The organism is Rhizobium sp. AN73, from assembly GCF_030757975.1.
GTDB lineage: Bacteria > Pseudomonadota > Alphaproteobacteria > Rhizobiales > Rhizobiaceae > Agrobacterium > Agrobacterium arsenijevicii.
Window position 1 is genome coordinate 42,044 of sequence record NZ_JARWME010000002.1, and the last position, 25,821, is coordinate 67,864.

General features: G+C 58.4%; 20 protein-coding genes and 1 pseudogene. 13 read left to right on the forward strand and 8 right to left on the reverse strand.

Going from position 1 to position 25,821, the window contains the following annotated elements; translation table 11 throughout:
* Nucleotides 1–4 precede the first annotated feature (4 nt).
* A complete protein-coding gene (locus RBH10_RS10070) occupies nucleotides 5–2,041 on the reverse strand; it encodes an NADH:flavin oxidoreductase (RefSeq protein WP_281037317.1) in 2,037 nt (678 codons plus the stop codon).
* A 145-nt stretch (nucleotides 2,042–2,186) separates the two neighbouring features.
* Here RBH10_RS10070 and RBH10_RS10075 point away from each other — a divergent pair, with 145 nt between their 5' ends.
* The 4 genes from RBH10_RS10075 (at nucleotide 2,187) to RBH10_RS10090 (ending at nucleotide 5,947) form a co-directional block, all read left to right on the forward strand.
* Nucleotides 2,187–2,816: a TetR/AcrR family transcriptional regulator gene (locus RBH10_RS10075; RefSeq protein ID WP_281037316.1), complete on the forward strand. Its 630-nt coding sequence runs from the start codon at nucleotides 2,187–2,189 to the stop codon at nucleotides 2,814–2,816.
* A 110-nt stretch (nucleotides 2,817–2,926) separates the two neighbouring features.
* Nucleotides 2,927–3,601 carry a response regulator transcription factor gene (locus RBH10_RS10080; protein ID WP_045017886.1) on the forward strand — a complete coding sequence of 225 codons (675 nt, stop codon included), beginning with the start codon at nucleotides 2,927–2,929 and terminating at the stop codon, nucleotides 3,599–3,601.
* 35 nt (nucleotides 3,602–3,636) lie between these two features.
* Nucleotides 3,637–5,031, forward strand: coding sequence for a HAMP domain-containing sensor histidine kinase (locus tag RBH10_RS10085; protein WP_281037315.1), 1,395 nt, complete (start codon nucleotides 3,637–3,639; stop codon nucleotides 5,029–5,031).
* A gap of 289 nt (nucleotides 5,032–5,320) precedes the next feature.
* Nucleotides 5,321–5,947, forward strand: a complete 627-nt coding sequence (locus tag RBH10_RS10090) for an outer membrane protein (RefSeq protein ID WP_281037314.1) — start codon at nucleotides 5,321–5,323, stop codon at nucleotides 5,945–5,947.
* Nucleotides 5,948–6,061: 114 nt separating this feature from the next.
* On the opposite strand, the gene RBH10_RS10095 is transcribed toward RBH10_RS10090, so the two are convergent.
* Together RBH10_RS10095 and RBH10_RS10100 are read right to left on the reverse strand one after the other, a co-directional pair.
* Nucleotides 6,062–6,448 (reverse strand): hypothetical protein, encoded by a 387-nt coding sequence (locus RBH10_RS10095; protein WP_281037313.1) that lies wholly within the window; start codon nucleotides 6,446–6,448, stop codon nucleotides 6,062–6,064.
* Between the two features lie 126 nt (nucleotides 6,449–6,574).
* Nucleotides 6,575–7,006 (reverse strand): MarR family winged helix-turn-helix transcriptional regulator, encoded by a 432-nt coding sequence (locus tag RBH10_RS10100; protein ID WP_045017962.1) that lies wholly within the window; start codon nucleotides 7,004–7,006, stop codon nucleotides 6,575–6,577.
* 205 nt (nucleotides 7,007–7,211) lie between these two features.
* Between RBH10_RS10100 and graD the strand changes: the two genes are divergently transcribed.
* The 7 genes from graD (at nucleotide 7,212) to RBH10_RS10135 (ending at nucleotide 13,852) form a co-directional block, all read left to right on the forward strand.
* Entirely contained in the window at nucleotides 7,212–7,751 is a 540-nt protein-coding gene (graD, locus tag RBH10_RS10105) for an FADH(2)-dependent resorcinol hydroxylase reductase component (protein ID WP_045017876.1), read from the forward strand.
* A gap of 37 nt (nucleotides 7,752–7,788) precedes the next feature.
* A complete protein-coding gene (gene graA / locus RBH10_RS10110) occupies nucleotides 7,789–9,018 on the forward strand; it encodes an FADH(2)-dependent resorcinol hydroxylase oxygenase component (protein WP_281037312.1) in 1,230 nt (409 codons plus the stop codon).
* Nucleotides 9,019–9,064: 46 nt separating this feature from the next.
* Nucleotides 9,065–10,048 (forward strand): gamma-resorcylate decarboxylase, encoded by a 984-nt coding sequence (gene tsdA, locus RBH10_RS10115; RefSeq protein ID WP_111842474.1) that lies wholly within the window; start codon nucleotides 9,065–9,067, stop codon nucleotides 10,046–10,048.
* 3 nt (nucleotides 10,049–10,051) lie between these two features.
* Nucleotides 10,052–11,107, forward strand: a complete 1,056-nt coding sequence (graC, locus tag RBH10_RS10120; RefSeq protein WP_281037311.1) for a maleylacetate reductase — start codon at nucleotides 10,052–10,054, stop codon at nucleotides 11,105–11,107.
* A gap of 12 nt (nucleotides 11,108–11,119) precedes the next feature.
* Nucleotides 11,120–12,010, forward strand: a complete 891-nt coding sequence (gene graB, locus RBH10_RS10125) for a hydroxyquinol 1,2-dioxygenase (RefSeq protein ID WP_281037310.1) — start codon at nucleotides 11,120–11,122, stop codon at nucleotides 12,008–12,010.
* On the forward strand, nucleotides 12,007–12,345 hold the full coding sequence (locus RBH10_RS10130; protein ID WP_281037309.1) for a YciI family protein: 339 nt from the start codon (nucleotides 12,007–12,009) through the stop codon (nucleotides 12,343–12,345). The genes graB and RBH10_RS10130 overlap by 4 nt, the downstream gene beginning before the upstream one ends.
* A 220-nt stretch (nucleotides 12,346–12,565) precedes the next feature.
* On the forward strand, nucleotides 12,566–13,852 hold the full coding sequence (locus RBH10_RS10135; RefSeq protein ID WP_281037308.1) for an aromatic acid/H+ symport family MFS transporter: 1,287 nt from the start codon (nucleotides 12,566–12,568) through the stop codon (nucleotides 13,850–13,852).
* Between the two features lie 155 nt (nucleotides 13,853–14,007).
* Here RBH10_RS10135 and RBH10_RS10140 read toward each other — a convergent pair whose 3' ends face one another.
* The 4 genes and pseudogenes from RBH10_RS10140 to mprF form a co-directional block, all read right to left on the reverse strand.
* Nucleotides 14,008–16,335 carry a DUF1217 domain-containing protein gene (locus RBH10_RS10140; protein WP_281037307.1) on the reverse strand — a complete coding sequence of 776 codons (2,328 nt, stop codon included), beginning with the start codon at nucleotides 16,333–16,335 and terminating at the stop codon, nucleotides 14,008–14,010.
* Between the two features lie 375 nt (nucleotides 16,336–16,710).
* Nucleotides 16,711–18,040 (reverse strand): annotated as a pseudogene (locus tag RBH10_RS10145) (telomere resolvase).
* Nucleotides 18,041–18,335: 295 nt separating this feature from the next.
* On the reverse strand, nucleotides 18,336–19,706 hold the full coding sequence (locus tag RBH10_RS10150; protein WP_372339801.1) for a virulence factor: 1,371 nt from the start codon (nucleotides 19,704–19,706) through the stop codon (nucleotides 18,336–18,338).
* Nucleotides 19,707–19,717: 11 nt separating this feature from the next.
* On the reverse strand, nucleotides 19,718–22,318 hold the full coding sequence (mprF, locus tag RBH10_RS10155) for a bifunctional lysylphosphatidylglycerol flippase/synthetase MprF (protein ID WP_281037304.1): 2,601 nt from the start codon (nucleotides 22,316–22,318) through the stop codon (nucleotides 19,718–19,720).
* A 274-nt stretch (nucleotides 22,319–22,592) separates the two neighbouring features.
* Between mprF and RBH10_RS10160 the strand changes: the two genes are divergently transcribed.
* Nucleotides 22,593–22,886, forward strand: a complete 294-nt coding sequence (locus tag RBH10_RS10160) for a hypothetical protein (protein WP_281037303.1) — start codon at nucleotides 22,593–22,595, stop codon at nucleotides 22,884–22,886.
* A gap of 62 nt (nucleotides 22,887–22,948) precedes the next feature.
* Here RBH10_RS10160 and RBH10_RS10165 read toward each other — a convergent pair whose 3' ends face one another.
* Nucleotides 22,949–23,989 carry a dipeptidase gene (locus RBH10_RS10165; protein WP_281037302.1) on the reverse strand — a complete coding sequence of 347 codons (1,041 nt, stop codon included), beginning with the start codon at nucleotides 23,987–23,989 and terminating at the stop codon, nucleotides 22,949–22,951.
* A 235-nt stretch (nucleotides 23,990–24,224) separates the two neighbouring features.
* Here RBH10_RS10165 and RBH10_RS10170 point away from each other — a divergent pair, with 235 nt between their 5' ends.
* Nucleotides 24,225–25,820 carry an ABC transporter substrate-binding protein gene (locus RBH10_RS10170; protein ID WP_281037301.1) on the forward strand — a complete coding sequence of 532 codons (1,596 nt, stop codon included), beginning with the start codon at nucleotides 24,225–24,227 and terminating at the stop codon, nucleotides 25,818–25,820.
* Nucleotide 25,821 lies beyond the last annotated feature (1 nt).

The following is a 25,821-nucleotide window of genomic DNA, read 5'->3' on the forward strand; positions in this document are numbered from 1 at the left end:
TCTCTCAAATGTCCTTTGCGAGACGCAGCGCATCGTAGATCGCCGCATGCGTATTGCGTGCGGCGACCGCATCGCCGATCCGGAACAGCCGGTAGGCGCCTTCCGGGTTGCGGTCGATCGTCTGGGCTGCGCCCGCCAGCAGGGCGTCATAGGATGTTTCGCCAAGGTTCTTCGAGCCGGGCTTGAGTTCGAAATAGAGATCGTCCAGCGGAACTGTGCCGTGATTGACGACGATCTGGTCCACGGCCCTTGATTTCGTTACGCCGCCATAATCGCTGCCGACGCGGGCGACGAGCTGGTTGCCGTTTCTTTCCGCCGCTTCCAGCCGATAGGTAACGGTAAAGGTGACGTCGAGCTTTTGCAGCGAGCGCATGTAGGGAACGAGGTTCATCGCCATGACCTCCGGCGCGAAGGCGCGGTCCGGTGTCATGATCTCCACTTTTGCGCCCGCTTTTGCGAGAAATTCCGCTGCCTGCAGGCCCGCATGGTCGCCGGCATCGTCGAAGACCAGCACGTTCGTGCCCGGTTTGACGTCCCCGGAAATGATATCCCATGCCGAGACGACCAGATCGTTGCCCTTTGAAAGCACGTCGGTATGCGGCAGTCCGCCGGTGGCGATGATCACCACATCCGGGTTTTCGGAAAGAACCGTGTCCGTTTCAGCCCAGCTGTTGAAGTGAAAGGTAACGCCGAGCCTTTCGCACTGGCTCATGCGCCAGTCGATAATGCTGATCATTTCGCGGCGGCGTTCGCTTTGTGCGGTCAGGCGGATCTGGCCGCCGGGATTGTTCGCGGCCTCGAAGACGACGACCTCATGGCCGCGCTCGGCACAGACGCGCGCAGCCTCAAGCCCGGCCGGACCGGCGCCGATGATCACCACCTTCCGGCGTTCATCCGCTTTGGTGATCTCGTGCGGCATCGTTTCTTCGCGGCCTGTCGCCGGATTGTGAATGCAGAAGGCGAGGCCGCCCTGATAGATGCGGTCGAGACAGTAATTGGCGCCCACGCAAGGGCGAATATCGTCCTCGCGCTTCTCCATGATCTTGCGCACGATATGCGGGTCCGTCATGTGGGCGCGGGTCATGCCGACCATGTCGACCTTGCCGGAGGCGATCGCGTGGCGGGCGGTGGCGACATCCTGGATCTTGGCGGCGTGGAAGGTCGGGAAGTTGGTCGCTGCGCGGACTTCGCCAGCGAAATCGAGATGTGGCGCGTTGGCCATGCCCTGAATCGGAATGACGTCGGTCAGGCCGGGATCGGTATCGATATGGCCGCGAATGACGTTCAGATAGTCGATCAGGCCACTGTCCCGCAGTCGCCGCGAGATTTCGAGGCCTTCCGCCTTTCCGGTGCCGCCCTCAAGACATTCGTCGGCGGTATAACGGACCCCGAGGATGAAATCGTCGCCCACACGTTCGCGCATCGCCCTGAAGACGTCGAGACAGAAGCGCATGCGGTTGTCGAGCGAACCGCCATAGGGTCCATCCAGCTCGTTGGTTAGGGGCGAGACGAACTGGTCGATGAGATGGCCGTAGGCCTCCAGTTCCACCCCATCCATGCCTCCCGCCTTCATGCGCTCAGCAGCATCGGCGAAGTCCTTGATGATGCGCTCGATATCCCAGTCTTCGATCTTCTTCGGGAAAGCGCGATGTGCCGCTTCCCGCTGGTGGGATGGTGCCAGCACGGGTAACCAGTCGCCCTTGTCCCAGCGGGTGCGGCGGCCAAGATGTGTCAGCTGGATCATGATCGCCGCACCCTCTTCATGCACGGCGTCGGTCATCTCCTTGATCCACGGAACGATTTCATCCTTGTAGGCCAAGAGGTTGTTGAAGACGGGCGGGCTGTCCTTGGAGACGGCGGCGGAGCCGGCCGTCATCGTCATGGCCACGCCGCCCTTGGCCCGTTCGAGCGTATATGCGCGGTAACGCCCTTTCGGCATGCCATCCTCCGGATAGGCGGGTTCATGCGAGGTGACGATGATGCGGTTTCTCAGTGTGAGATGCTTCAGCTGGTAGGGCTGAAGAAGGGGATCATTCGACATGGCGACCGTGCTCCAAGAATGTTTGTGCAGGAAGGCTAATTGGGAATGTACATAAGTGTCAATTAATAAAACACATGTGTTTGTGATTTGAACATAGGTGGACATTCGCCTTGTCGCGACCAGACCGATTTGCTAGGAAATCATCATGGAAGCGACATTGAACGAGACCGGTTGGCGCGGATCGCAGGAGGGCTGGCTTGAGGCTGCCTACCAGACCCTTCTCGAATCCGGCGTGGATTCCGTGAAAATCCTGCCGCTGGCGAAAAAACTCGGCCTGTCGCGCACGAGTTTCTACTGGTTCTTCAGGGATCGAGAGGAGTTGCTGGCAGCACTCGTCTCCCGCTGGCGCGAGAAGAATACCGGCAGCATCGTCAGGCAGTCGGAGGCCTATGCGGAGACTTTGGCCGAAGCGATGCTGAATGTTTTCGATTGCTGGCTGGATTCCGGCCTTTTCGACAACAGGTTCGAATTTGCGGTTCGCAGCTGGGCTCTTCAATCCGATGATATTCTTGCCGAGGTGCGCGAAGCCGACCAGACGAGAATGGATGCGCTTTCGCGCATGTTCATGCGTTTCGGCCATTCCGAAACGATGGCGGATGTGCGTGCCCGGACCACCTATCTCGTGCAGATCGGCTATATCTCCATGCAGTCGGAGGAGGATGTGGCCGTGCGGATGAAAAGGATCCCGGACTACATCGCAATCTACACCGGTGAGGTGCCGCAGCAGCGCGAGCTTGACCGGTTTTATGCAAGGCATGGATACCGGCCGGTTTGAGTCTGGCAAGGCGGTAGAAGAAGAGTAATTTGGCTCCCGCCTGCAATGTAGCTGTAACATTCACCGACCAGTGGTGAGGACGGCAAGAGTTCACCCTTGAGGAAAAGTCATTGCGGATCTTGCTTCTTGAGGATGAACCCGAAATGGCGCGAGCACTGCTCGAAGCCCTGCGCCGGCGCGATGTGCTTGCGGATCACGTCAGCACGATTGCCGATGCCGATGTTCTGGCGCGTGACGGGTCTTACGATGTGCTGGTTCTGGACCGCCGTCTTCCCGATGGCGAGGGGCTTAACCTTGTATCCGCGCTTCGCAAGGCCAGGCACTCCGTGCCGATCCTCGTTTTGACGGCACTTGGAAGCGTCGATCACCGCGTTGACGGGCTTGATGCCGGAGCGGACGACTACCTTGCCAAGCCCTTTGCGATCGAGGAGTTGCTTGCCCGTCTGCGGGCGCTGCACAGACGCGGGCCTTCGCTTTCCAGCAAATATGTGAGTTTCGGAAATCTGAGCATTGATCCGAAGAGCAATGAAGTCACCATTGCCGGTTCCATCATCGAGTTTCGGCGTCGGGAATATCTGGCGCTCGAGGCTTTGATGCGACGCCCGAACCGTATCGTGACGCGATCCAATCTGGTCGAGGCGGTTTACACTCTGGATGATGAGATCGAATCGAATGCTCTCGATGCCCATATTTCCCGGATCAGGAAGAAGCTCGCGCAGGCCGAGGCCACGGTCGAGATAAGAGCCGTGCGAAACATCGGTTATCTCATCCGGTCGAACACATGAAGCAGGAGCGCAACGGATCCCTGCGGTGGGCGCTGATGAAGCGTCTTTTCGCCTTGCAGGCGTTTCTTCTCGTTCTCTTTGTCGCCCTGCTTATCAGCTGGATATGGATCATCAATCCGCAGCTGGAGGATGCCAATGAAGAAGCTGTCCGTGTCGTTGCGGAAAGCGTGACGAGAGATGGTCAGGGGCGGGTGCAGGTATCGGCTACGCCCGAATTGGCGGAGCTGAAACAACGCAACCCGGACCTGTGGTTCACGGTGCGGGATGGCGATGAAATCGTCTCGCAATATGGAGAAATACCCCTCGCTCTGATGGCGGCACTCCCGCACACCATTGAGCTGGCACGTCTGGAAGCCTCGGAAAGAATTCGCGCCACCATGGAAAATCGCGATACGCCTATTGGGCGGCTGCAATTCATGGCCGGGACGGAAAAGAGTTTTCCGAATGATGGTCTCAATCTCTGGATCAGCCTGCAGCTCGATCTGGAAAAAGACGCCGACGGCGCCGTCCGCTGGCTCACCGTATTGCCCGGTTTCGGCTTCATCATCCTTATTGTCGTTGTGCCCATGCTGTTCCTGACGGGCATTGCGACATTGCTTGTGACGCCACGGGCGGTTGGCCGTTCGCTGGGTGGCCTCATGGAAACGGTCAGTCAGGCGCAATCGATCAATTTCGAGAACCGTTCCGCCCGTATCAATCGTTCGAAGGTGCCCAGTGAAATCATTCCTTTGGTGAATGCCTTCAACGTTGCGCTCTCCAAGCTGGATGAGGGATATAATCGCCGTAACCGCTTTCTTGCCGATGCCGCTCACGAGTTGAGAACGCCGATTGCGATCGCACGCATTCGGGCCGATCTTTTGCCCGACGATGAGCTGAGCCGGCAGCTCCGTGCCGATATCGATCGCCTCTCGCGCGTCGCGCATCAACTTCTCGAAATGCAGGCGGTCGGCGCAGTGGAATTGCCCGCCGTACAGCAGGATCTGAACATTCTTGTCGAGCGCATCGCAACCGACCTTGCGCCGATTGCGATGGATGCCGGTTACGAGTTCGATTTCGAACCGAGCGAAGGGCCCGTCGTGTTGACGATGCAGACGTCGATCATCGAGATGGCGGTCGTCAACCTCGTCCGCAACGCGATCGACCATGGTGGCGGCAAGGGCGCTATCACGATCCGGGTCGGTGCTGCGGGCTTCATTGACGTTTGCGATGAAGGGCCAGGCATACCCGTCTCGGAACGTGAGCAGGTATTCGAGCCGTTTCACCGCGTCAACACGAACTCGCCGGGAGCCGGCCTCGGGTTGAACCTGGTTCAAAAGGCGGCCGAGCTTCATTGCGGACGTGTCCTGTTTCTCGATCTCAATCCCGGTTTTTGCGTCCGGCTGGAAATTCGCTCGGTGGCTTCGAAAGATGCTGCGACTGACATTGTCTAGCTGATGGGATTTTGTGCGATCAGGCGCGTTTCGATGATGAAATTTCTTACTATTTAGTTAAGGAAATTCGCGTAACTCTTTTAAATAAATGAATTATTTCTAATTAATTTTGTCGCATGCAATGCAGACGCAATTCTCGCGGGGGAAAATGCCCTTATCTGCTGAGTTCATTCGCACGTCATGGCGATGGGTGCAGCAGGCCAACGGGAGCCGGTTTCCGGTTCTTCAACGCGAACTGAAACCTTGCAAGCGCCAGACTAGGGTGCGTCGGTTTCGTCTGGAGTCATTCATGTCGATCGTCAAAAAATCGCTTGTCGCCGTTAGCATTGCCATTTTGGCTGCAACCAATGCCTATTCCGCAGATATTACGAACTACAATCAGCAATCTTTTGACTACAGCAACACGCCGGCATTCTCATGGAGTGGCGGATATGTGGGTGTGCATGGTGGTCTCGCCTCACCGAAGGTCAACCCCTTGGCCAGCGGCCGTGGTCTGACAGGTGGTGTACAGGCCGGTTATAACTTCCAGTTCGGCTCCGGCGTTGTCGGCGCGGAAGTCGAAGGTTCCTATCTTGGGAATGATGCGCGTGTGCCGAACGGCCGGTTGAGAGAGCGTTTCCGCGGTGCCGCCAAGATGAAGGCCGGCGTGGCACTCGACCGCACGCTTGTTTACGGCACCGCCGGCCTGACCACGACGAAGTTCAAGGATAAGGACGGCGTTACGGGTCCTGATGGCTGGAAACAGGGCTATCTGGTTGGCGCGGGCGTCGAACAGAGCTTCGGCGGCGGCCTGTCTGCCAAGTTTGAATATAACTATGTGAGCACGGGAAATGTGACCACGACGACCGCGAGCGGCAGGTCGAAAACCGATGTGAGCGATCACGTCATCAAGGCCGGCGTGAACTATCGCTTCTGACCGGTCGATCCGATGACAGATCCCAGGGAGAATGTTCAAAGAGCGCCGCCGCTTTAAGTATCAAAGCGGCGGTCAAACGCGGGGTAGCGGGTGAGTTTTGAAATCCCACAACGGTCATTCGCATTCGAGCGAAGGCTGCCGGAAGCTCGTCACATACCATTCGCTCCCGGAATTGCGCGTGTAGAAAGTATAGAAGCAATCGATGCGCTCGACATAACCCGGCGTCTCGGAAACCTCGTAACGTTCTCCGCGCCGTGTTGACCGCACTTCACCACTGGACGATCCGGCGACGACCTGTGTCTTGTTCTTCCGCCACTGATAGGCCTGCTGGCCGGGGCCGAGGCCATAAATATTATCCGGCGGCCCATAGTCCAGCATCACGCTGGTGATGGGAGCGCCGACGTAGCTTTTCATGACTGTCGAGGCGCAGGCCGCAAGCAGGGTCGATGCGGCGATAAGGGCGAGCGTTGCCGGGATTGCGGGTGACGATCTCTCAGGCATGGGGCATTCCTCTCAACTTCGGTTAAGTTTCCGCGAGGGATAGGAACCGGCCATTGCAAGTACATTGCACGCAGAGATCGTAAGGCGGGCGTCACGGGGACGCGGGCGTTGCGTCGGATGGTGGCGTCAGAGACCAGCGATATTGCGGCCGATATGCCGCAGGATGCTTTTGAAAAGTTTTACTTCCGCAGGGTCGAGGCCTTCGATTGCGGTCTTTTCGAACATGGCCGCGATGGGCATCAGTTCTTCGGCAAGTTCCTCACCCTTTGGCGTGAGCGTGATGCGCACGATGCGCGCATTGTCGACCGGCCGCTCGCGGCTGACGAGGTTGCGTCTGACGAGCAGGCCAACGAGCCGGGAAAGCGTGGAAATCTCCACTGATACGAGATCGGAAAGCTCGGTCAGCGTTTTGCTTTCCTGTTGTCTCAGCGTCGCCAGCACGCGGTACATCGGCAAGGTGATGTCGTAGGATGCCAGCCTTACGGAGAAACGCTCTCCAAGCCGAACGCCTACCCAGTTGAGCAGATAGGGTACCGAGTCAGTGAACTGATAAGACACAAGCAAATCCCCGTTTGACAACCATGTGCGCAAATCCTGCGACGCACCCATCGGCTGTACCGGCATAATCCATCAGTTTCAATAGTTTCGCTCCAGAAGACCGGGGACTGCGAGGCCATATCGCGATATCTGGCATCGAAAAACATTTGCATTGACAAATGTTGCAAATGAAAATAATTAAGAATGCAGGATTTGGGAGGATCTTATGACATCAGCACTATTTGGCCTGAACAATCTTGCGCCTGAAGGCGTCGGCCAGAATTTCCGCACGACGATGCGCCGTTTTCCGGCAACCGTGACGGTCATCACTGCCTGTGCCTCCGGTGATCAGCGCGATCACGGCATGACGGTTACGGCCGTGACATCGGTCTCGATGGAGCCGCCCTCTCTTCTGGTTTGCCTGAACAACCGCACGCTGCTGCACGAATTGCTGCTCTGCCGGCCTGATTTCATCGTCAACGTGCTGACGCAGGACCAGATTGCCCTGTCCGATGCTTTCAGCGGCAAGGTTTCGCCGGAAGAGCGCTTCCGCAACGGTGAGTGGCAGCGTCACGAAAACGGTGTTCTCTATCTGCCCACGGCCCATGCCGCCATCGCCTGCCGCCGTGTCGCGGCAATGCCATATGGAACGCATACGGTGTTCATCGGTCAGGTGGTTTCGGCAGACGTCAGCGAGACGACGCGGCCGCTGCTTTACGAAAACGCGCAATATTGTGCCGCAAGCCCGGCAGGCGTGCCCGCCTGATATTTTCCGGCCAAGTCATTTCCGGAAGGAGACAATCATGAACGATATGAGCCATGCGCCGCAGCCGGCGCAAACGATCCCGCCTGCCCGCCTCGTCAGCAGCGTTGCCGGCATAGCCGATCTTTTTCGGTCTAGCGCCAGACAGACCGAGGAGGCCCGGCGCGTTCCCGCCGCCCATCTCGAGGCGCTGCGCGGTATCGGCTATTTCGATATCGTCAAACCGCGCGCCTTTGGCGGCAAAGGCGGCGATTTCGCCGAGCTGGTCGAAGCCAATATCGAACTTTCGGCGGCCTGTGCGTCGACCGGCTGGGTCGCAGGCCTGCTTTCCGCCCACCAATGGCTGCTGGCGATGTTTCCAGAGGAGGCGCAGGCCGATGTCTGGGGCGAAAACCCTGACGCGCTTTTGTGCGGTTCCTATGCGCCGGTGAAGATGGCGGAGGCCGCCGATGGCGGTTATCGCCTGAGCGGCAAATGGGCCTTTGCCTCGGGCTGCGAGAATGCGCAATGGTCTCTCTGCGCCGCCATTCTGCCGCCGCAGGGCGAGGGCAAGCCGGTTCCCGCCTTCCTTCTCGTGCCCGCAAGCCAATATGCCATTGAAGACACCTGGCATGTTGTGGGGCTTGCCGGCACGGGTTCCAAGACGCTGGTGCTCGATGACGTCTTCGTTCCCAAACACCGGGTTCTGACCTTTCCGGACGCCACCAGCGGGAACACGCCGGGCGGACGCTATTATGCGGAAGAAGGCCTGTTCAATATGCCGCTTCTGACCGGCATTCCTTCCTGTCTGGCCTCAACTGGCGTCGGCGCGGCCAAGGGCGCGCTTGCCGCCTATGTCGATCACGTCGGCGGCCGCGTGACGCGTGGCGCGGTGGCGGGCGGCAACAACCGCATGGCCGAATTTCCAACCATCCAGTTGCGTGTCGCGGAAGCGGCGGCAAGCGTGGACGCAGCTTGCGAAATCCTGCTCCGCGATGTTGCCCGGGCACAGGCGCTCTCGCAGGCAAGGGTCGAAGGCAGGGCGGAATTTACGGTTGATGACCGCCTTCTGAGCCGTCGCGGCCAGTCCTTTTCCGTCTCGCTGGCGCTGCGCGCCGTGCAGGCACTCAACGATTCCACCGGCGGCGTCGGGCTCGATCTTTCCAATCCGGTGCAGCGGGCCTGGCGGGATGCGAACGCGGTGGGCCGCCATATCAGCATGAACTGGGATGCCGTGGGCACCATGATCGGCCAGAGCATGCTCGGCCTGGAACCCAAGGGCCAATATTGACCGCACATGTGGCGGCAACTGAACAGCGATTTTCGGAGGAAACAACATGCAAGGCAAGGTCGCTCTCGAAGAGCATTTCGCAATCCCGGAAACACTTCAGGATTCGGCCGGGTTCGTGCCCGGTGACTACTGGAAGGAACTGCAGCATCGCCTGCTCGACATTCAGGATACGCGCCTGAAGCTGATGGATGCGCATGGCATCGAAACCATGATCCTGTCGCTGAATGCACCGGCGGTGCAGGCCATTCCCGATAAAAAGAAGGCGATCGAGATTGCGCGGCGCGCCAATGACGTTCTGGCTGAAGAATGCGCCAAACGGCCGGACCGCTTCCTCGCCTTCGCCGCCCTGCCGTTGCAGGACCCGGATGCGGCAACAGAGGAATTGCAGCGCTGCGTCAACGATCTCGGCTTCGTCGGCGCGCTCGTTAACGGCTTCAGTCAGGAAGGTGACGGCCAGACGCCGCTTTATTACGACCTGCCGCAATATCGTCCGTTCTGGGGCGAGCTCGAAAAGCTCGATGTGCCTTTCTACCTGCATCCGCGTAATCCGCTGCCACAGGATTCGCGCATCTATGACGGCCATCCCTGGCTGCTTGGCCCCACCTGGGCTTTTGCGCAGGAAACGGCGGTTCACGCGCTGCGTCTCATGGCATCAGGTCTGTTCGACGAGCATCCGCGCCTCAACATCATTCTTGGCCATATGGGCGAGGGCCTGCCCTACATGATGTGGCGCATTGACCATCGCAATGCCTGGGTGAAGTTGCCGCCGCGCTACCCGGCCAAGCGCCGTTTCATGGATTATTTCAATGAGAATTTCCACATCACCACCTCGGGCAATTTCCGCACCCAGACCCTGATCGACGCCATTCTGGAAATCGGCGCCGACCGCATCCTGTTCTCCACCGACTGGCCCTTCGAGAACATCGATCACGCCTCCGACTGGTTCAACGCGACGAGCATCGCCGAGGCAGACCGGGTGAAGATCGGTCGCACCAATGCGCGCCGCCTGTTCAAGCTCGACGGAGCCTGAGCCATGCAGCCGTTCGTCTATATGGCGGCCCCCGCTCGCATCGTCTTCGGTGCGGGCAGTTCAGCGGGCGTGGCGGAGGAAATCCGCCGCCTCGGCCTGTCGCGGGCGCTGGTGCTTTCCACCCCTCACCAGAAGGATGATGCGGAAGTCTTGGCGGCTCGGCTCGGCCCACTGGCTACTGGTGTCTTTTCCGATGCGGCCATGCACACGCCGGTCGAGGTGACGAAAAAGGCGGTCGACGCCTATCGCGCCGCCGGTGCGGATTGCGTCCTATCACTGGGCGGCGGCTCTACCACCGGTCTCGGCAAGGCAATCGCCTTGCGCACCGATGCGGCGCAGATCGTCATTCCAACCACCTATGCCGGATCCGAGGTGACACCCATTCTCGGCCAGACGGAAAATGGCGTGAAGACCACCATGCGTGGGCCGGAAATTCTGCCGGAAGTGGTGATTTACGATGCGGAGCTGACACTCGGGCTGCCTGTCGCCATCAGCATGACGAGCGGGCTGAACGCCATGGCGCATGCGGCCGAGGCGCTTTATGCTCAGGATCGCAATCCGATCGTCAGTCTGATGGCGGTGGAGGGATTGCGGGCGATGATCGAGGCGCTTTCTGGCGTTAGAGCGCAGCCGCAGGATGTCAAGGCGCGGGAAGCCGCGCTTTACGGCGCATGGCTGTGTGGCACGGTGCTGGGCGCTGTTGGCATGTCGCTGCATCACAAGCTTTGCCACACGCTTGGCGGCAGTCTGGATCTGCCGCATGCGGAAACCCATGCGGTGCTTCTGCCGCACACCATCGCTTATGTGGAAGAGGCGGTGCCGGATTTGCTTGCGCCACTTGCGGCACTGGTTGGCGGCAGGGCCGGGGCGGGACTTTACGATTTCGCCGTCCGGCTCGGCGCGCCGGCTAGTCTTGCTGCGCTCGGCGTGCGGCCGGAAAATCTCGATCCTATGGCCGAGCTTGCGACGGCCAATCCTTACTGGTGCCCGCGGCCAATCGAAAAAACCGCGATCCGCGCCCTGTTGCAACGCGCCTTCGAGGGCGCACGGCCGGAGTGATGGGAGGAAGATATGACGGACATGAAAACGACCGGTGATGACGGCTATTTCGTCGAGGAACGTTCGGCCGAGACCGTGATCGCCCGCATGCGCGATTGCGACGATCCGCGCCTCAAGGAGATCATGGCGGTCGTTACCCGCAAGCTTCACGAGGCGGTGAAAGAAATCGAGCCGACTGAGGAAGAATGGATGAAGGCAATCCATTTTCTGACCGAGGTTGGCCAGATCTGCAACGAGTGGCGGCAGGAGTGGATCCTGTTCTCCGATATTCTCGGCGTCTCGATGCTGGTCGATGCGATCAATCACCGCAAGCCCAGCGGTGCCTCGGAATCCACTGTTCTCGGGCCTTTTCATGTGGCCGATGCGCCGGAAATGCCGATGGGCGCCAATATCTGCCTCGACGGCAAGGGCGAGGATATGGTGGTAACCGGGCGTATTCTCGATACCGATGGAGTGCCGGTCGCAGGTGCGCGCATCGATGTCTGGCAGGCGAATGACGAAGGTTTCTATGACGTGCAGCAGAAGGGCATTCAGCCCGATTTCAACCTGCGCGGCGTATTCGTCACCGGCGAGGACGGGTGCTACTGGTTCCGGGCGGCGAAGCCGAAATATTATCCGATACCGGATGACGGTCCTGTCGGACAGCTGCTGCGGGCCATGGGGCGGCATCCTTACCGGCCGGCACACCTGCATTATATCGTTTCGGCAGAAGGCTTCACCACGCTTGTCACGCATATTTTTGACCCTGATGATCCCTACATCCGTTCGGACGCGGTTTTTGGTGTGAAGGAAAGCCTGCTGGCCGATTTTCAGCGGGTGGAAGATGCGAAAAAGGCGGGGGATCTGGGTTTTGCCGGCGACTGGTTCTGGTCGGTGAACCACGATTTCGTGCTCGCCCGATGACTGGCGGCAGCGACCGGCCCGGGCTTTACGTGCGTTTTGCCGAGAGCGATCCCGCAGCCGTGGAGCAACGGGTGGCGCAGATGGACGCTCACAAAGCCCATTTGCGCAACGAAGATGGCGTGCCGGAAGGGTTCAGAATTCTTGCATCGGGGCCGATGCAGGCGGATAGCGGAGGGTCTGCGGCTGCCCTTGTCATTGTCGAAGCCCGTGAAATCGAGGATGTCATCGCTTTCAGTGACGCCGATCCGTTTGTCATCCACGGCGTCTATAACCGCATTCGTATTTTGAGCTGGACGCCAACGCTGTCGAGAATTTCGGGGCTGCAACGCGACTGAAATTCACACGAGCGATGGCAGCTGATTATCGTTAATATTTCAATTGCAATTTTTGCAAATGCAACATTTAATCAGAGGCGGGTGACATCGGCGATATGTGTCTTGACAGGAGCGGGACACACATCAGGGTGGAGCAAGCCGGGTACCCACGGAGCAATCGCAAGAACGGGAAGACGTCGATCCATTCCGGATGGCGCGTTCATGCGTGAAAGGGAGGAATATGTCCACGAACTATATGAGCGCCGCTTCAGTGCGGACGAAAAACCCGGCCGGCGTCATCGCGACATGCGGCCTGATGATCATGTTCGACGGGTACGATCTGGTCGTTTACGGCGCGGTTGCACCGGCGCTGCTGAAGGAAGGGGCCTGGGCGCTCAATCCTGCCATGGTCGGTCGTGCTGCTGCATTGACATTGATGGGAATGCTGCTCGGCGCGCTGTTTGCTGGCACCATGGCGGACCGTATCGGTCGCCGCAAGGTCGTTCTCATCAGCCTTGCCGGGTTTTCTGCGATGATGATCGCCTCGGCCATGACGCCGAACTTCCTCGCCTTCGAAATCACGCGCTTTCTGGCCGGTCTCGGCCTTGGCGCGCTTTTGCCGACGGTGACGGCGCTGGTGCTGGAATTCTCGCCGCCCAAACGCAGGGCGCAGGCAAATTCCCTGTCTTTCCTCGGTTACCTTATCGGTGGCATTTTCTCCGGCCTCATGGGCATCCTCCTGCTGGAGGCCTATGGCTGGCGGCCATTGATGCTGATCGGCGGCCTGCCGCTCATCCTTCTGCCGCTGTTCATGCGGCTTTTGCCGGAATCGCCTGAATGGCTGGCGAGCAAGGGCCGGCAGGCGGAAGCCGATGGGGTTTGCGACACCTATGGCCTGCAACGCATCGTGCCGCATGCCAAAATCCAAAAGGGTGGCGTTAGCGCCCTGTTCTCGGAAGGCCGGCTGCTTTCGACGCTGAATGCCTGGGGCATTCACTTTTGCTCGCTGCTCCTGACCTTCGGCATGGTCAACTGGCTGCCCACCATCATGAACAAGATGGGCTACGATATCAGCTCGGCACTCAGCTTCTCGATCATGCTCAATGTCGGGGCCGCGATCGGCATTCTCATCGGTGGACGCTTCGCCGATAAGGGTAACGTCAAGGTCGTCGTGGCAGTTCTGTTTGCCATCGGTGCCGCCTCGATCTGGGCTTTGGCGGTGAACAAGGGGCCGCTTCTCTATGTCTTCGTTGCCCTTGCGGGTGCCGGAACGATCGGAACCCAGATTCTTGCCAATGTTCTGGTTGGACGGCTCTATCCGGTCCATATTCGCGGCACGGGTCTCGGCTTCTCGCTGGCGGTCGGGCGGCTGGGCGGCATTGCCGGTCCGATGATCGGCGGCCTCGTGCTGCAACGGGGGCTGGCGCCGGAGTGGAATTTCTACATTTTCGGTTCGGTGGCGTTGGCGGGGCTGGCGCTGACCGTGTTGACCCTGCTTTATCGCACGTCTGGTGATGAGCGGGTTTGACGGAGACAGTGCTGGCCGCGGGATAAAACCTGCGGCCAGCACTGGAGCATTTCCGCTTTTCTCCGAAACGCAAAAACACTCTACTTCATTGTTTTTACGCATTTTCCCGACGTGAAACCGCTACGCGCTTTTACTGGAAATGCTCTAGCGGAAGTTTAGCCTCTGCGGCCGCTGCGGAGTTGCGCCAGGGTCGCAAGCGTATTGCCGCTGATCGACTTGGCGCCGTTGCCGAACAGAGCCAGACGCGGATCGGAGGTTGAATTGTTCGCCTCGAATGTCAGCAGAAAGCGGTTGACCAGCTTTTCCACCTTCTTGGGGTCCTGCAGGTCCTTTATCTTCAGCTTCTTCTCGATCATCTTTGCCTGCGCATCCACCTTGGAATTTGCGGTTTCGGCCGGAATTCCAAGAGCAGTGCGGGTGAATTCGGCAAGCGCCTTGTCAGCCAGTATGTCGTAAGGATTGGAAATACCGCCGGCCATCCGTTTGAAATAAAGCGCAAGGCGAACGCCGGAATTTTCTTCACCGGCCCGTTGCTCAAGGGTCTGGCGAACATATTTGTCGCGTGTTTCCATGAGGCTGCGGGTATTCTGCACGCCCTGGCCGGCTTTCGCGGCGATATTTCCCTTGGCGTCGAAATTGAAAGAACCGGCAAGCGCGCGGAAGCGGGCATCTTTTTCGGTATTGGCGAAGCTTTTGGCATCCTTAAGGTCGGACTTGAAAATCTTCTTCAGATAATCGGTGGTGACCGATTTGGGATCAATGCGTTCCGCAACCAGCATGAAATCGAGCAGGCGGCGGTCTGCAAGCAATTGGTCGACGGTTTCGAGCGTCTCCATTTTCTCGCGATAATAAGTGACCTCTTTTTGCCCCTTTTCCTTGATCTTCTTGTCCTTGTCCCAACGGGTGACTTCCGTCAAATAACTCCGCGAGATGCGGGTGATCTCGTTTTCCGCCTGGGCGAGCCGTGGCGAGCCGATCTTGCCCTCGGCATTGAAGTTGAAAGCCTTGGCCAGCCGTACAAAGCGATTGTCCTTCAGGGTGTTAACATAGCTTTTCGGGTCCGACAGATCGCTGGTGAATACCCGTTTGAGCTTGAAGGGTGACGCTTCCTCAGCGGGAATATCAAAGGCCTTGAGGGCGAAGTTTCGAATAACGACCGCAGCCTGCGCATTTGACAGGAAATCCTCGAGGTTTTTTGTCAGGCCGACATAGCGTTTGAAATCCTTGATCACCTTTTCGTCCGCCGCCTCGTCCTTGTCGTCGTAACGGCTGAAATAGAGGTTCATCATGGTGCTGAGCTGAGGTTCGGTCTGCACGACCTTTCCGGCCTCGACCTTGCCGTCCGCACCGAAATTGAAGGCCCGCGCCAGATCGACGAGGCCCTTGTCTTTCTCCTTGTGGATCGGGCTTTGTGCATCGTCCGGGTCTTGTAAAAGAGCCCACTTGATTTTCTCATCCGTTTTGTCGTTGTCTGTCAGATTGAAGCTGACGATGAGCATCGTTCTAACGCGCGCAAATTGGGTCATCTGGTTGACCTCGGTGATGGTTTTCATCTTGTCCGTGAAATAATCACGGTTGAGAACCGCTCCGGCCTGTGTCAGGCGAGGATTTGAGAGAACGTAGGTCTCGTTGGTCAGCCGCTTCTGGGCCGCCGTCTGCGCCGGCATGCCATCATCCACGCGGCCATCGTCCCGGAAATTAAACGCCGCCGCCATCTCGAACAGCTTGTTGGCATCGTTGATACGCTTGTTATATTGGCTGATCAGATAGTCGATCTTTGCGAGCGCCACCTTGTCGGTGGAGGCAATCTTCGCCCGCTCGATGCGCAGGTCGGCCGTTTTTGCCTGCCAGTCGGTGATCAACGGTTTGTAGGTCTTGTTGACGTAGCTATCGGCACTGCTGATGTCGCTGCTCAGAACATCCTTGATATGCTTGTAGCTGAAGGTTTCGGCATCAACGCCGAAGGATTTGAAAATATAATCCCGAAGCCGCGTGTTCTTGAAGATATCATCGACATGGCCAACCTTGTCGATGATGATGTTGTAAAAACGCGTCTCTTCCTTTAGTTCCGCGCCTTCCTGTTTGATCGTGTCGTGATAGGTGGCAATCAGCCGGTCCTGCTGGGATTTGGTCTGAACCGCTTTTTCTGTTTTGATATTGCCGAAATCGAACGCCGCGGCGAAGTCGCGGTAGCGTGTGTCCTTCAGCTTGTTGGCGAAACTGTTGGCATCGTTGAGGTCGCTTCCCAGCACCTTCTTCATGAAGGCCGTGGCATTGGTCATCTCTTCCAGGCCATAGGCTTTCATGGCGTAGGAGTAGAGTCTGTAGTCCTTGAGAAAATCGTCTAGGTTTTTGACCTTGCCGATATTGTCCGCATAATATTTGGCGTCGCGCGATACGACCGGGTCACTCGCGACACGTTTCAGCGACAATCCCAGATCACGATTGTAGAGAGCGTAAGTCGTATATGCGGGCAGCACCATGTGCCTCCGAAAAAACCATGGCTGAAATCCATGTGTTAACCAGTACTGCGGTGAATTATTATAGTATATCCTTGCGTGTAGCTGTACTATTAAAAATAATAATTGTAACAAGGATTTTATATTATTAAATTAGGCTGAATTTATATTGATGGATGGAGGATTTACGTTGCCGCGTTTAGGTCGTGTGCAGGCAAAAGCCGCCCGAGGTGCCAACACCACGCCGGCAGATAACAGGGTAAAGGCTTGTCAAAAGCGCATGCACCTGCATTTGTCTGGACTGCCGGAACAGGCATACGAAAATGCGGCCGGCAGCTGGTCCAGCGCAATTTTCGAAGCAAGGTGTATTGGACGCTTTTTCTGGAGCGGTTCCGGGTACTACCGTGGGTTTTTGGCGGACACCGGCGCGACCGTCGCCATTTGCTGCAATGTCCGTTCATTCGTGCGTTTGGCCCGCGCCAACGCATCATCGCGATCTTCCGGCAGCGTATAGGTCATATAGGACAGCGAGGTTTCGAGGTCGTTGTTGTTGTGTCCGAGAATGGCGGCGAAATAGCTGTTCTTGGTGACGTGGGGCGGTGCGAAATTGTGATACGCCACCTCGGCGTAAAGGTGCCGCAGGCCATAGGGCTTGGGCAGTTCTTCCTTCGGCCAGAGATCCTCGAACAGATTAAAAACCGTGTCTCGGAGCAGCAGGCGGGTTTCCGATGAAAAATCGTCTATCGACATGCCGTGCCACAGTTTTCCCTGCCCGCTTTCGCGCAGGCGCTGATAAGCGGAGAGAATGGCGGCGGAGCGGGCAAGAACCGGAATTTCGTAGGTAATCCCGAACTTCGTTCCTTCGCCCTGTTTCGTCTTGGCCTGGCCGTTGAACAGGATGCTCCATTTGGAAACGCCCTTGCCATAGGGGGCAGGGGAAAATTCCGCCTGCGTGAAGACCTCGTAGGGGCGTCGTCCCGTCATGCCAATCAGGCCTATGCCGATCATCAGGGGATCGTTGGACTGGAGGCAATCGGCGCAAATCTTCAAGACCTGCCGGTAATTCTCGAAGGTGATCAGCGCGCCATGCTTGTTGGCGATCTTCTCCATCTTAACCCGGCGCGCATCGTCGTACATCGCGGCGTCACCGGTCGCTATCTTCAGCATCGGATGCTCGTCGCCGAAGGCTTCGCGGATGGCGTTGCGGTACTTCGTGATGTAGGAAATGATCGTTGTCTGGGCTCTGCCCTTCATGATGCCGATTTCAGCGGTCCACAAAGCCTGCATCTCTTCTTTAGAGCCGAGGCCATTCATCGCTGCAATGAAATCCGCGATCCGCAAAAGGACTGTCGGCTTGCGGCCGGCTGTATTGAATTCCGCACGTTCGATTTTTTCGACGATGGATGTCGCCACACCGGTTTTCGGATAGTCGGCCCGCTCGATATAGGTGTTCAGACGCTCCCGCAGCTTTTTCATGTTGCAGATGGCAAGCGGCGTGCTCTTCGGGCCGAATTCGGCCTTCAGGGCATAGCGATATTTCATGATGTAAAGTTCGAGCGTCTTTTCCGTGCGGCCATTGTCGAAATGGTAGCGGACCTCGGCGTCCCACAGATCGCGGATTTTTTTTGTTTCGCAACGCGTCGCTGCTTTTCATCGCCTCCCTGACGCGGCCGACGAACTGGTCGATGCGTTCCACGAGAACTGGTGTTTTGGTCTTTCGTGCGGGCATGCGGCGGCTCCCTGAACCGGTCCGGAAATATAAAATCCATGATTGGTAATCAACAGAAGCATGGTTGCGGAAATGCCATGGATATTCGCCGCCAGCATATTTCTTTTGAATAATACTTTAATCGATTCCGCAAGTATGGCCATGACGCGGGGAACCTATCAAGGAAGGTTTCCGAGCCGATATCGGTCATTCGGGGAGCCGGCATGTTGCCGGTGGTACTTCAGGTGGGTGAATTCCGACGGAACCATCGGTGTGGCTTCGGGAAATCTCCCGAAGCCCTTCAGGTCGCGGCAGCCTATTTCGGTAGCCGGGTTTTCAACGAGGTCACGATGCGCTTGGCGAGCCCTTCGTAATCCTCATCGAAATGGTGGCCGCCTTCGATGCCGATCGTTTCCACGCCCTTCGCTTTCAGGCCGGGGCAGGGATCTTCATCCTCTTCCTCCGTGCCATAGACGCATTGCACCAGCTTCGGGTCTATTTTGACGATGTCGTCGATGGTCTTGCCGCCCTTGCCTTCGCCGGCAACGCCGAGCCAGCCCTGGACGGAAATCTCGAAATCGACTTCGGTCGAAAGTCCCAGCAGGGTGAGCTGCACGACATGCGATTTCGCGCGGTCCGGCAGAAGATTATAGGTGGCGGGAATGATATCGGCGCCGAAGGAATAACCGATCAGCACCACGTTCCGAACCTTCCATTCCTTGCGGTAGGTATCGATGATGCGTGCAAGGTCGTTCGCCACTTCCTGCGGCTGCTTTTCTTTCCAGAAGTAACGCAGCGCATCGACCCCGATCACGGGTATGCCCTGCTTTTGCAGGGCACCGCCGACTTCCTCGTCCAGATCGCGCCAGCCGCCGTCGCCGGAATAGATCACCGCCATGGTGTCCATCACCGGGGTCGTTTCAAGAACCGTGATCGGCAGGCCGAGCGGGCTGCTGGTATCGCCGGCTGCATCGACCTTGTCGGACAGGGTCTGGGACAGAACCTCGTTCGCCTTGCCGGTCACGTCAGTCACTTCGATATCGGGATGCAGCTTCACCAGGGCGTTGACGTGGTCGCGGCCCTTCTGATCAGCATCGGGCGTGAACAGCACGCTGACCGGCGCGGGCAACGGGCCATCTGTCAGGCCATAGACCGTTTCACCATCCACCTTGTCCTTGGTGGCGGGGGTGCAGAGTATCTTCTGAAGCGGCAGGCCGGCCTTGGGGTCGACCGCGATGGCTTCCTGGATTGTGGAAACCGGGCTTTGCGCGATCATTGCCAGCGCCAGCGTTCCGCCCTTGCCGATACCGGTGAGGATGGGCTGGCGATAGCTGGACGTTCCGGCGGTGCGCTGGATCTGCTGCGACAGCGACTCGATGTCCGAGATCATGTAGATGCACTCGTCGTCATCGGCCTCGAGTGCCTTCAGATATTCCTTGAAATCAATGCCGACCACGGCGGCACCCTTTTCCACCAGCGCCTTGGCGCGCTCATCATCCGCACTCGTCCATCCATCGGCGTCGGAGATCAGGAAGACGCTGGCCAGAATATCTCTGTCCGGCACCATGATGTGCTCGGCGGGGATCATGCCGGTGTCATAGGCCGGCTTGTCCTGCGAAAAGGCGGCACTGGAAGCAAATAGTGGGGAGACGAACAGGGCGGAGGCGGCAAGGACCGCTTTCAGCATGTTGTATTTTCTCATTTTCCGATCACTCCTCTGACACCGCCACTGATCAGAACCGTCGCGTCCATCAGCGCCAGAGCGGCGTCTGCACCGTTTTGCACGGCAAGGTAACGCGGTTCCCATTTCGGGTGGAACTTCGTCTTGAACGCGCGAAGCCCCTTAAAGTTGTAAAAACGTTCGCCATGTTCGAAAAGTGTGCTGCCGATGCGGTCCCACACAGGTGCTGCATCGCGCTTCGACATGCCGGACATGGGCGCCATACCGAGATTGAAGCTTTCATATCCCGCGTCGCGCAGATGCTGCATGATGCTGACGAAGAGGAAATCCATCGAGCCGCGCGGCGCATCCGCCGAAAAGCGCATGAGGTCGATGGTGGCTTCCTTTTTCGTGTCCGTCACCATGAGGTTGGCGAAAGCAGTGATTTTTCCGTCCTTGCGCAGCACGGCAACGGGCTGCGACAGGATATAGTCCGGCTCGAAGGCGCCGAGCGAAAAGCGTTTTTCCCGCGTATTGTGGTGCGCAAGCCAGCCATCGGAGACCTGCTTCAGCTCGTCCAGAATATCCGGAACTTGCGATCGCTCGACAACTTCGAACGTCAGCCCGTCCCGGGCGCCGCGGCTCAGGGACTGGCGAAGGGTCGCGAGCTTGCCGCCCTTCAATTCGAAAGCGGCGAGATCGACCAGCGCCAGTTCACCGAGCTTGAAGGCGCGCAGGCCAGCATCGGCGCAATGGGACAGGAGGAAAGGCGAAATCTGGTAAAAGGCGGCGCGTGCGCCTGCCGAACGGGCCGATTCCACAAATTGCCAGACCAGATCGGGGAAATCCTCCTCGTCGCCGACGGGGTCGGCAAAGGCGATCCACGATCGACCCTGAATGCCGTACATGATGAAGGCGCTGCCGCTTTCCGAGAACATCACATGCTTGTCGCCCATGCGCACCAGATTGGCGTCGGCCGAATCCTGTTGCATGACGATGTCAGTCGCGCGTTCGACGTCTTCCGGCTGGATCGAATCCGGCTTGAAGGTGACCGGCCGCATCAGGCTGAAAATTGCGATGGTCGAGGAGGCGAGCACCAGACCAAGAAGGGCGCGCAGCCCACGCGGGGCTTCTTCGGAGAATTCGAATTCCCACCACAATGTGTGACTGTAATCGGTATCGCGATAGACGAACAGAAGGATCGTTGCCGCGCCGGCGATGATGACGGCCATTGCAGCGAGCCAGCTTGGTCCGAGCGCCTGTTTGACCAGCGAGGCATGGCGGTTGAAGCTGCGCACATTGAGGGCGAGGGCCGCGATGAAGATGCCGAGGAAGATTGCCTCGAAAACCGCGATCGCCTTCAGCAGGGAAAGGATGAGCGCCAGCGATGCTGCAACGAGGGCAATCCACCAGGCCCCATCCAGCCGCTGTCCGAGACCGCGGGAGGCGACAACGAGGCCGAGGCCGAGAATGCTGGTCAGAAAGTGCGCCGCCTCGATGATCGGCAGGGGCACGAAGTTGGACAGGAAATCCAGATTGCTGCCGGGCGTCGGCGTCACGCTCGAAAAGATCAGCATGGTGCCGAGAATGATCGCGAAGGTGGAGAGCAGCGGTGGCGCCAGCCGCACGGCAAGCTGGCTGATATCGGAGACCACCGGCTTGGCCGCGAACTGCTTCATTTCGGAAACGATCATCACCAGAATGGCGACCACCAGCGGCAGGACGTGATAGATGACGCGATAAAGAACGAGGCTTCCGAGCAGCTGATCGACGCTGATCGCGTTGCCGAGCCCGGCGACCATGACGGTTTCGAAGACACCGAGACCAGCGGGAACGTGGCTGAGAACACCAAGGCCGACGGCGGTGGCATAGATCGCGAAGAATGTCGGCCAACCGAGATGCGTTTCGGGCAGCAGCACGTAGAGCACCGAGGCCGAGGCGGCGATATCGAAAGCGGAGACGAGAAACTGGCGCGAGGAGGTGCGGCTGTCGGGAAGGCGCAGTCGCCATTTGCCGAGCCGGATCACTTTACCGTTGCGGCCGACATAGGCGGTGGCAACAAGAACGGCAATGACGGCGAGCGATGCGCCCCTCAGAACAGTCGCGTCAAGGCCAATGATGGCGGCGATGCGTGGTGCGACGATGAAGGTTGAAAGCGCGCTGACCGACAAAAGCCCCAGCCCGAAGGACAGCGTGACGAAGGCGATGACGCGGGCGATGTCACCCGGCGAAAGTCCAAGCCGGGAATAGGCGCGAAAACGGATGGCGCCGCCGCTCAAGGGGCCAAATCCCGCAGTGTTGCCGATGGCGTAAGCGGCAAAAGCGGTGGCCGCCATGGAGGGGAAGCGAACCTTTTTGCCGACGTATTCGATCGCATTCGCGTCATAAAAAATCAGCGACAGGAAGCTTAGCGCCGTAAAGACGATCGCAAGAAGAATGGCCGGAAGCGAGGTTCCCAGAAGGGCGGAGATCACATCATCGTATCGTACTTCGGATGTGAGACGATAAATCGCAAACGTCATCATCACGAAGATGAGCGTAATGGCGATGGCCGTCAGATACGGCCGGTTTCTGGCAAAGAAGCTTTCAACCGGGGATTCGGTAATATCGGTCTGTATAATTTCGCTCTTGTCTGCCATTTGCTTTTTCCAGCGCCAGTCCCTTGGTTGGCGAACCACAGGATTGTGTCGCTAATTCGTTTCGGTTGAGGAAATTTGCTTAGCAGAAATGCATGACGTGTCGATGTGAAGTTTGTGGATAAACAAACGAGATTTTCGTCTCTAAAATGAAAAACGCAACCAAAAAGAGCGCGATTTGCTTTTTTGCTCAAAAACGCCGTGAATTGATCGTTCCGATTGCTTGGTTGCCCCGTTTGATGCGACTAACGCTCCTTTCAATTGAAGGGAGATGCAAATGAACTTGCCCACAAGGATAGTGCTTTCGCTGGTTGTCGCTCTTTTGGCGGGCGGCGGCTACATGACCGTTGACAAGATGCGGGGCGCTGAATGGGTCGTTTCGCCCAAGCAGATCGCCGATGCCAAGGCGAGCGGCCAGGCCGGATATGAATCGCGTCCGGGAACGGTGACGGTTCTGCCGATCCGCAGCGAAACGGCGGATGCGCTGCCGGTCAAATGGGCGATGATTGCCGTGGTTGCCGGTCTTCTGGCGTTTCGCGCCATGGGCAAAAAGAAAGCGGCAAAGGCCTGAGGGCCTGCCGCTTCATGTCTCCGGCGCGGATGCACCGGATCAGAGGTTGAAGTCGGGGCGCGTTATGCGCCCCAGGTCTTCTCCAGCACGCGCACCCAGTTGCCGTGGCAGATCTTGGCGAGTGTGGCGTCGTCATAACCGCCGTTGCGCAGGGCCGCGACCAGCAATTGCAGGTCGGCCGCATCCTTCATGGCGGCGGGAATGGTGGTGCCGTCGAAGTCCGAGCCGAGTGCGACGTGATCGATGCCGATGCGGTTGACGATGTAATCCACATGGCGGACCAGTTCGCCAAGATCGGTATTCGGGTTCTTCACCCCGTCCTGGCGCAGGAACAGAACGCCGAAATTGATGCCGGCCAGGCCGCCCGTGTCGCGGATAGCGTCCAGTTGACGGTCCGTCAGGTTGCGGCTGTGGTTGCACAGCGCATAGGCGTTGGAATGGGACGCCACGAGGGGGGCGTCGGAAATCCTGGCGATGTCCCAGAAACCCTGCTCGTTCATGTGCGACAGGTCGACCATGATCTTCAGCTCGTTGCAGGCCTTCACCAGCCGCTTGCCGGCATCGGTGAGGCCGGGGCCGATATCCGGTGTCGACGGGAAACGGAAGGGAACGCCGTAAGCAAAGATGTTCGGACGGCTCCAGACCGGTCCGAGCGTGCGAAGGCCGGCCTCGTGGAGAACGTGCAGCGCATCCAGATCGGTGCCGATCGCTTCCGCGCCCTCGATATGGAAAACGGAGGCGAAGGCGCCTTCAGCCATGGCGCTGCGGATATCGGCGGCCGTGCGGCAGACTTTCAGCGCGCCGCCCGATTGTTTCTCGGCGCGGAACAGCAGGGCAGCCATGCCAAGTGTCGCCTTCAGGGCGTCCGCTTCGGTCGGTGTCGGATAGTCACCGTTTGCGTCCTTGTCCATGCTGGGCGAGGGGACGTAGATGGCGCAGAGGCCGCCGGCCAGACCACCCTTTTTGGCGCGCGGCAGATCGATGTGGCCAACCGTATCACCCTCAATGAGAAGTGTTTCGGGCGAGGCATTGCCCGACCGCCATAACCGCAAAAGCACATCATTGTGGCCGTCGAAGACGGGTACGGTTTTTTCATCGGTCATGGTCATTCACCTTTGGATACGGGCGGGGCGCGAGCGCGCGGTCGTCAGAGTTTTGGGAATTGGTAGAGGAAAGGTCAAGGCCGGAGCAAATGCAATCCATGCATAGGCTCTGCCAAATTTGGAATTGGTCGCGCCTCGTTTGCTCGTGGTAATCGCGGGAAAACATAAAAAAAATGACTGGATTGGGGCAAACCCCCACCGTTTCCGAAAAATAAGGTCCGAAAGGGGATTTTCGATGATTTCAAGACGCAACCTGCTGATCGCCGGCGCAGCCGTGCCGTTCCTGTCCTATGCGCGCATTCCGGCATTTGCTGCGACGCCCAAGGATATTCTGGTGGTCGCCCAGCAGCTGGACAATATGACGAGCCTTGATCCGCATGAAGGCTTCGAAGCCGTCGGCGGTGAAATCATGTCCAACATGTACCAGAAGCTCGTACGCGCCAATCGCGAAGATTCCACCAAGGTTGATCCGGTCATCGCGAAATCCTGGGAAGCCGACGCCGAAGGCAAGGTCTTCACCTTTGTGATCGGTGACGAGGCGACCTTCTCCAGCGGCGCGAAAGTCACGGCGGAAGACGTTGCCTTCTCGCTGCAGCGCGCCATCAAGATGAACAAGAGCCCGGCCTTCATCATCAGCCAGTTCGGCTTCACGCCTGAGAATGCCGAGACGACCATCGTTGCCGCCGACGACAAGACGGTGAAGCTGACGACGGCAAAGCCGACCGCCATCTCCTTCCTGCTCTATTGCCTGTCCGCCAACATCGGCGCGATCGTCGAGAAGAAGGCCGTTCTGGCCAATGCTTCGGGCGAAGACCTCGGCAATGGCTGGCTGCAGAAGAACAGCGCCGGTTCCGGCGATTTCGTTCTGCAGGCCTGGAAGCCGAGCGAAAGCGTAGCACTCACGGTCAACCCGAACGGTCCCTACAAGGGCAACATCAAGCGCATCATCCTGCGCCACGTCACCGATCCGTCTTCCCAGCTTCTCATGCTGCAGAAGGGCGATATCGACATTGCCCGCGACCTCACCTCGGAACAGCTGCGTAGCGCCCAGAACGACGCGAACATCGAGCTGGAGCGCAAGAGCATTGCCTCGCTGGTGCTGATCTCGCTCAACCAGGGCAATGAGAACCTTGCCAAGCCACAGGTCTGGCAGGCCATCAAATGGGCACTGGACTACAAGGGCATGCAGGAAAACATCGTGCCGCTGTCCCACAAGGTTCACCAGAGCTTCGAGCCGGAAGGTTTCCCCGGCGCCGTCGATGACACGCCGTTCCAGCGCGATGTCGCAAAGGCCAAGGCGCTGATGGCTGAAGCCGGCCTAGCCGACGGTTTCGAGATCACCATGGATCATTACTCCGCACAGCCCTACCCGGATCTGGCGCAGGCGATCCAGGCAAACCTTGCCGATATCGGTATCAAGGTGCGTCTGCAATCGGCCGAGAACCGTCAGGTTCTGACCAAGATGCGCGCCCGCGAGCATCAGATGGCGCTTTCCGCATGGGGTACGGATTATTTCGATCCGCATTCCAATGCCGATGTCTTCAACATCAACAAGGACAATGGCGACGATGTGAAGTCCAAGCCGTTCCTGTGGCGTTCGCGCTTCAAGAACGACGATTTCGCCGCCAAGGCGGAAGCTGCCCGTGACGAGCAGGATCCGGCAAAGCGTATCGAGCTTTATGAAGCCCTGCAGCGCGAGCACATGCAGAACAGCCCGTTCGTCTTCATGTTCCAGACGACGAAGACGGCTGCCTTCCGCAAGGGCGTTTCCGGTTTTGAACTGGGCGTTCTGTCCGAGGGCAATTCCTACCACGATGCTAAGAAAGCGTAAC

Bases quoted from the DNA above. Each gene is read 5' to 3' on its own strand.
- RBH10_RS10075 (WP_281037316.1), top strand. From the start codon at position 2,187: ATGGAAGCGACATTGAACGAGACCGGTTGGCGCGGATCGCAGGAGGGC.
- graB (WP_281037310.1), top strand. From the start codon at position 11,120: ATGACGGACATGAAAACGACCGGTGATGACGGCTATTTCGTCGAGGAA.
- graA (WP_281037312.1), top strand. From the start codon at position 7,789: ATGAACGATATGAGCCATGCGCCGCAGCCGGCGCAAACGATCCCGCCT.
- RBH10_RS10095 (WP_281037313.1), bottom strand. From the start codon at position 6,448: ATGCCTGAGAGATCGTCACCCGCAATCCCGGCAACGCTCGCCCTTATC.
- RBH10_RS10070 (WP_281037317.1), bottom strand. From the start codon at position 2,041: ATGTCGAATGATCCCCTTCTTCAGCCCTACCAGCTGAAGCATCTCACA.
- RBH10_RS10165 (WP_281037302.1), bottom strand. From the start codon at position 23,989: ATGACCGATGAAAAAACCGTACCCGTCTTCGACGGCCACAATGATGTG.
- RBH10_RS10140 (WP_281037307.1), bottom strand. From the start codon at position 16,335: ATGGTGCTGCCCGCATATACGACTTACGCTCTCTACAATCGTGATCTG.
- RBH10_RS10160 (WP_281037303.1), top strand. From the start codon at position 22,593: ATGAACTTGCCCACAAGGATAGTGCTTTCGCTGGTTGTCGCTCTTTTG.
- graD (WP_045017876.1), top strand. From the start codon at position 7,212: ATGACATCAGCACTATTTGGCCTGAACAATCTTGCGCCTGAAGGCGTC.
- graC (WP_281037311.1), top strand. From the start codon at position 10,052: ATGCAGCCGTTCGTCTATATGGCGGCCCCCGCTCGCATCGTCTTCGGT.
- mprF (WP_281037304.1), bottom strand. From the start codon at position 22,318: ATGGCAGACAAGAGCGAAATTATACAGACCGATATTACCGAATCCCCG.
- RBH10_RS10170 (WP_281037301.1), top strand. From the start codon at position 24,225: ATGATTTCAAGACGCAACCTGCTGATCGCCGGCGCAGCCGTGCCGTTC.
- RBH10_RS10150 (WP_372339801.1), bottom strand. From the start codon at position 19,706: ATGCTGAAAGCGGTCCTTGCCGCCTCCGCCCTGTTCGTCTCCCCACTA.
- tsdA (WP_111842474.1), top strand. From the start codon at position 9,065: ATGCAAGGCAAGGTCGCTCTCGAAGAGCATTTCGCAATCCCGGAAACA.
- RBH10_RS10085 (WP_281037315.1), top strand. From the start codon at position 3,637: ATGAAGCGTCTTTTCGCCTTGCAGGCGTTTCTTCTCGTTCTCTTTGTC.
- RBH10_RS10090 (WP_281037314.1), top strand. From the start codon at position 5,321: ATGTCGATCGTCAAAAAATCGCTTGTCGCCGTTAGCATTGCCATTTTG.
- RBH10_RS10130 (WP_281037309.1), top strand. From the start codon at position 12,007: ATGACTGGCGGCAGCGACCGGCCCGGGCTTTACGTGCGTTTTGCCGAG.
- RBH10_RS10135 (WP_281037308.1), top strand. From the start codon at position 12,566: ATGTCCACGAACTATATGAGCGCCGCTTCAGTGCGGACGAAAAACCCG.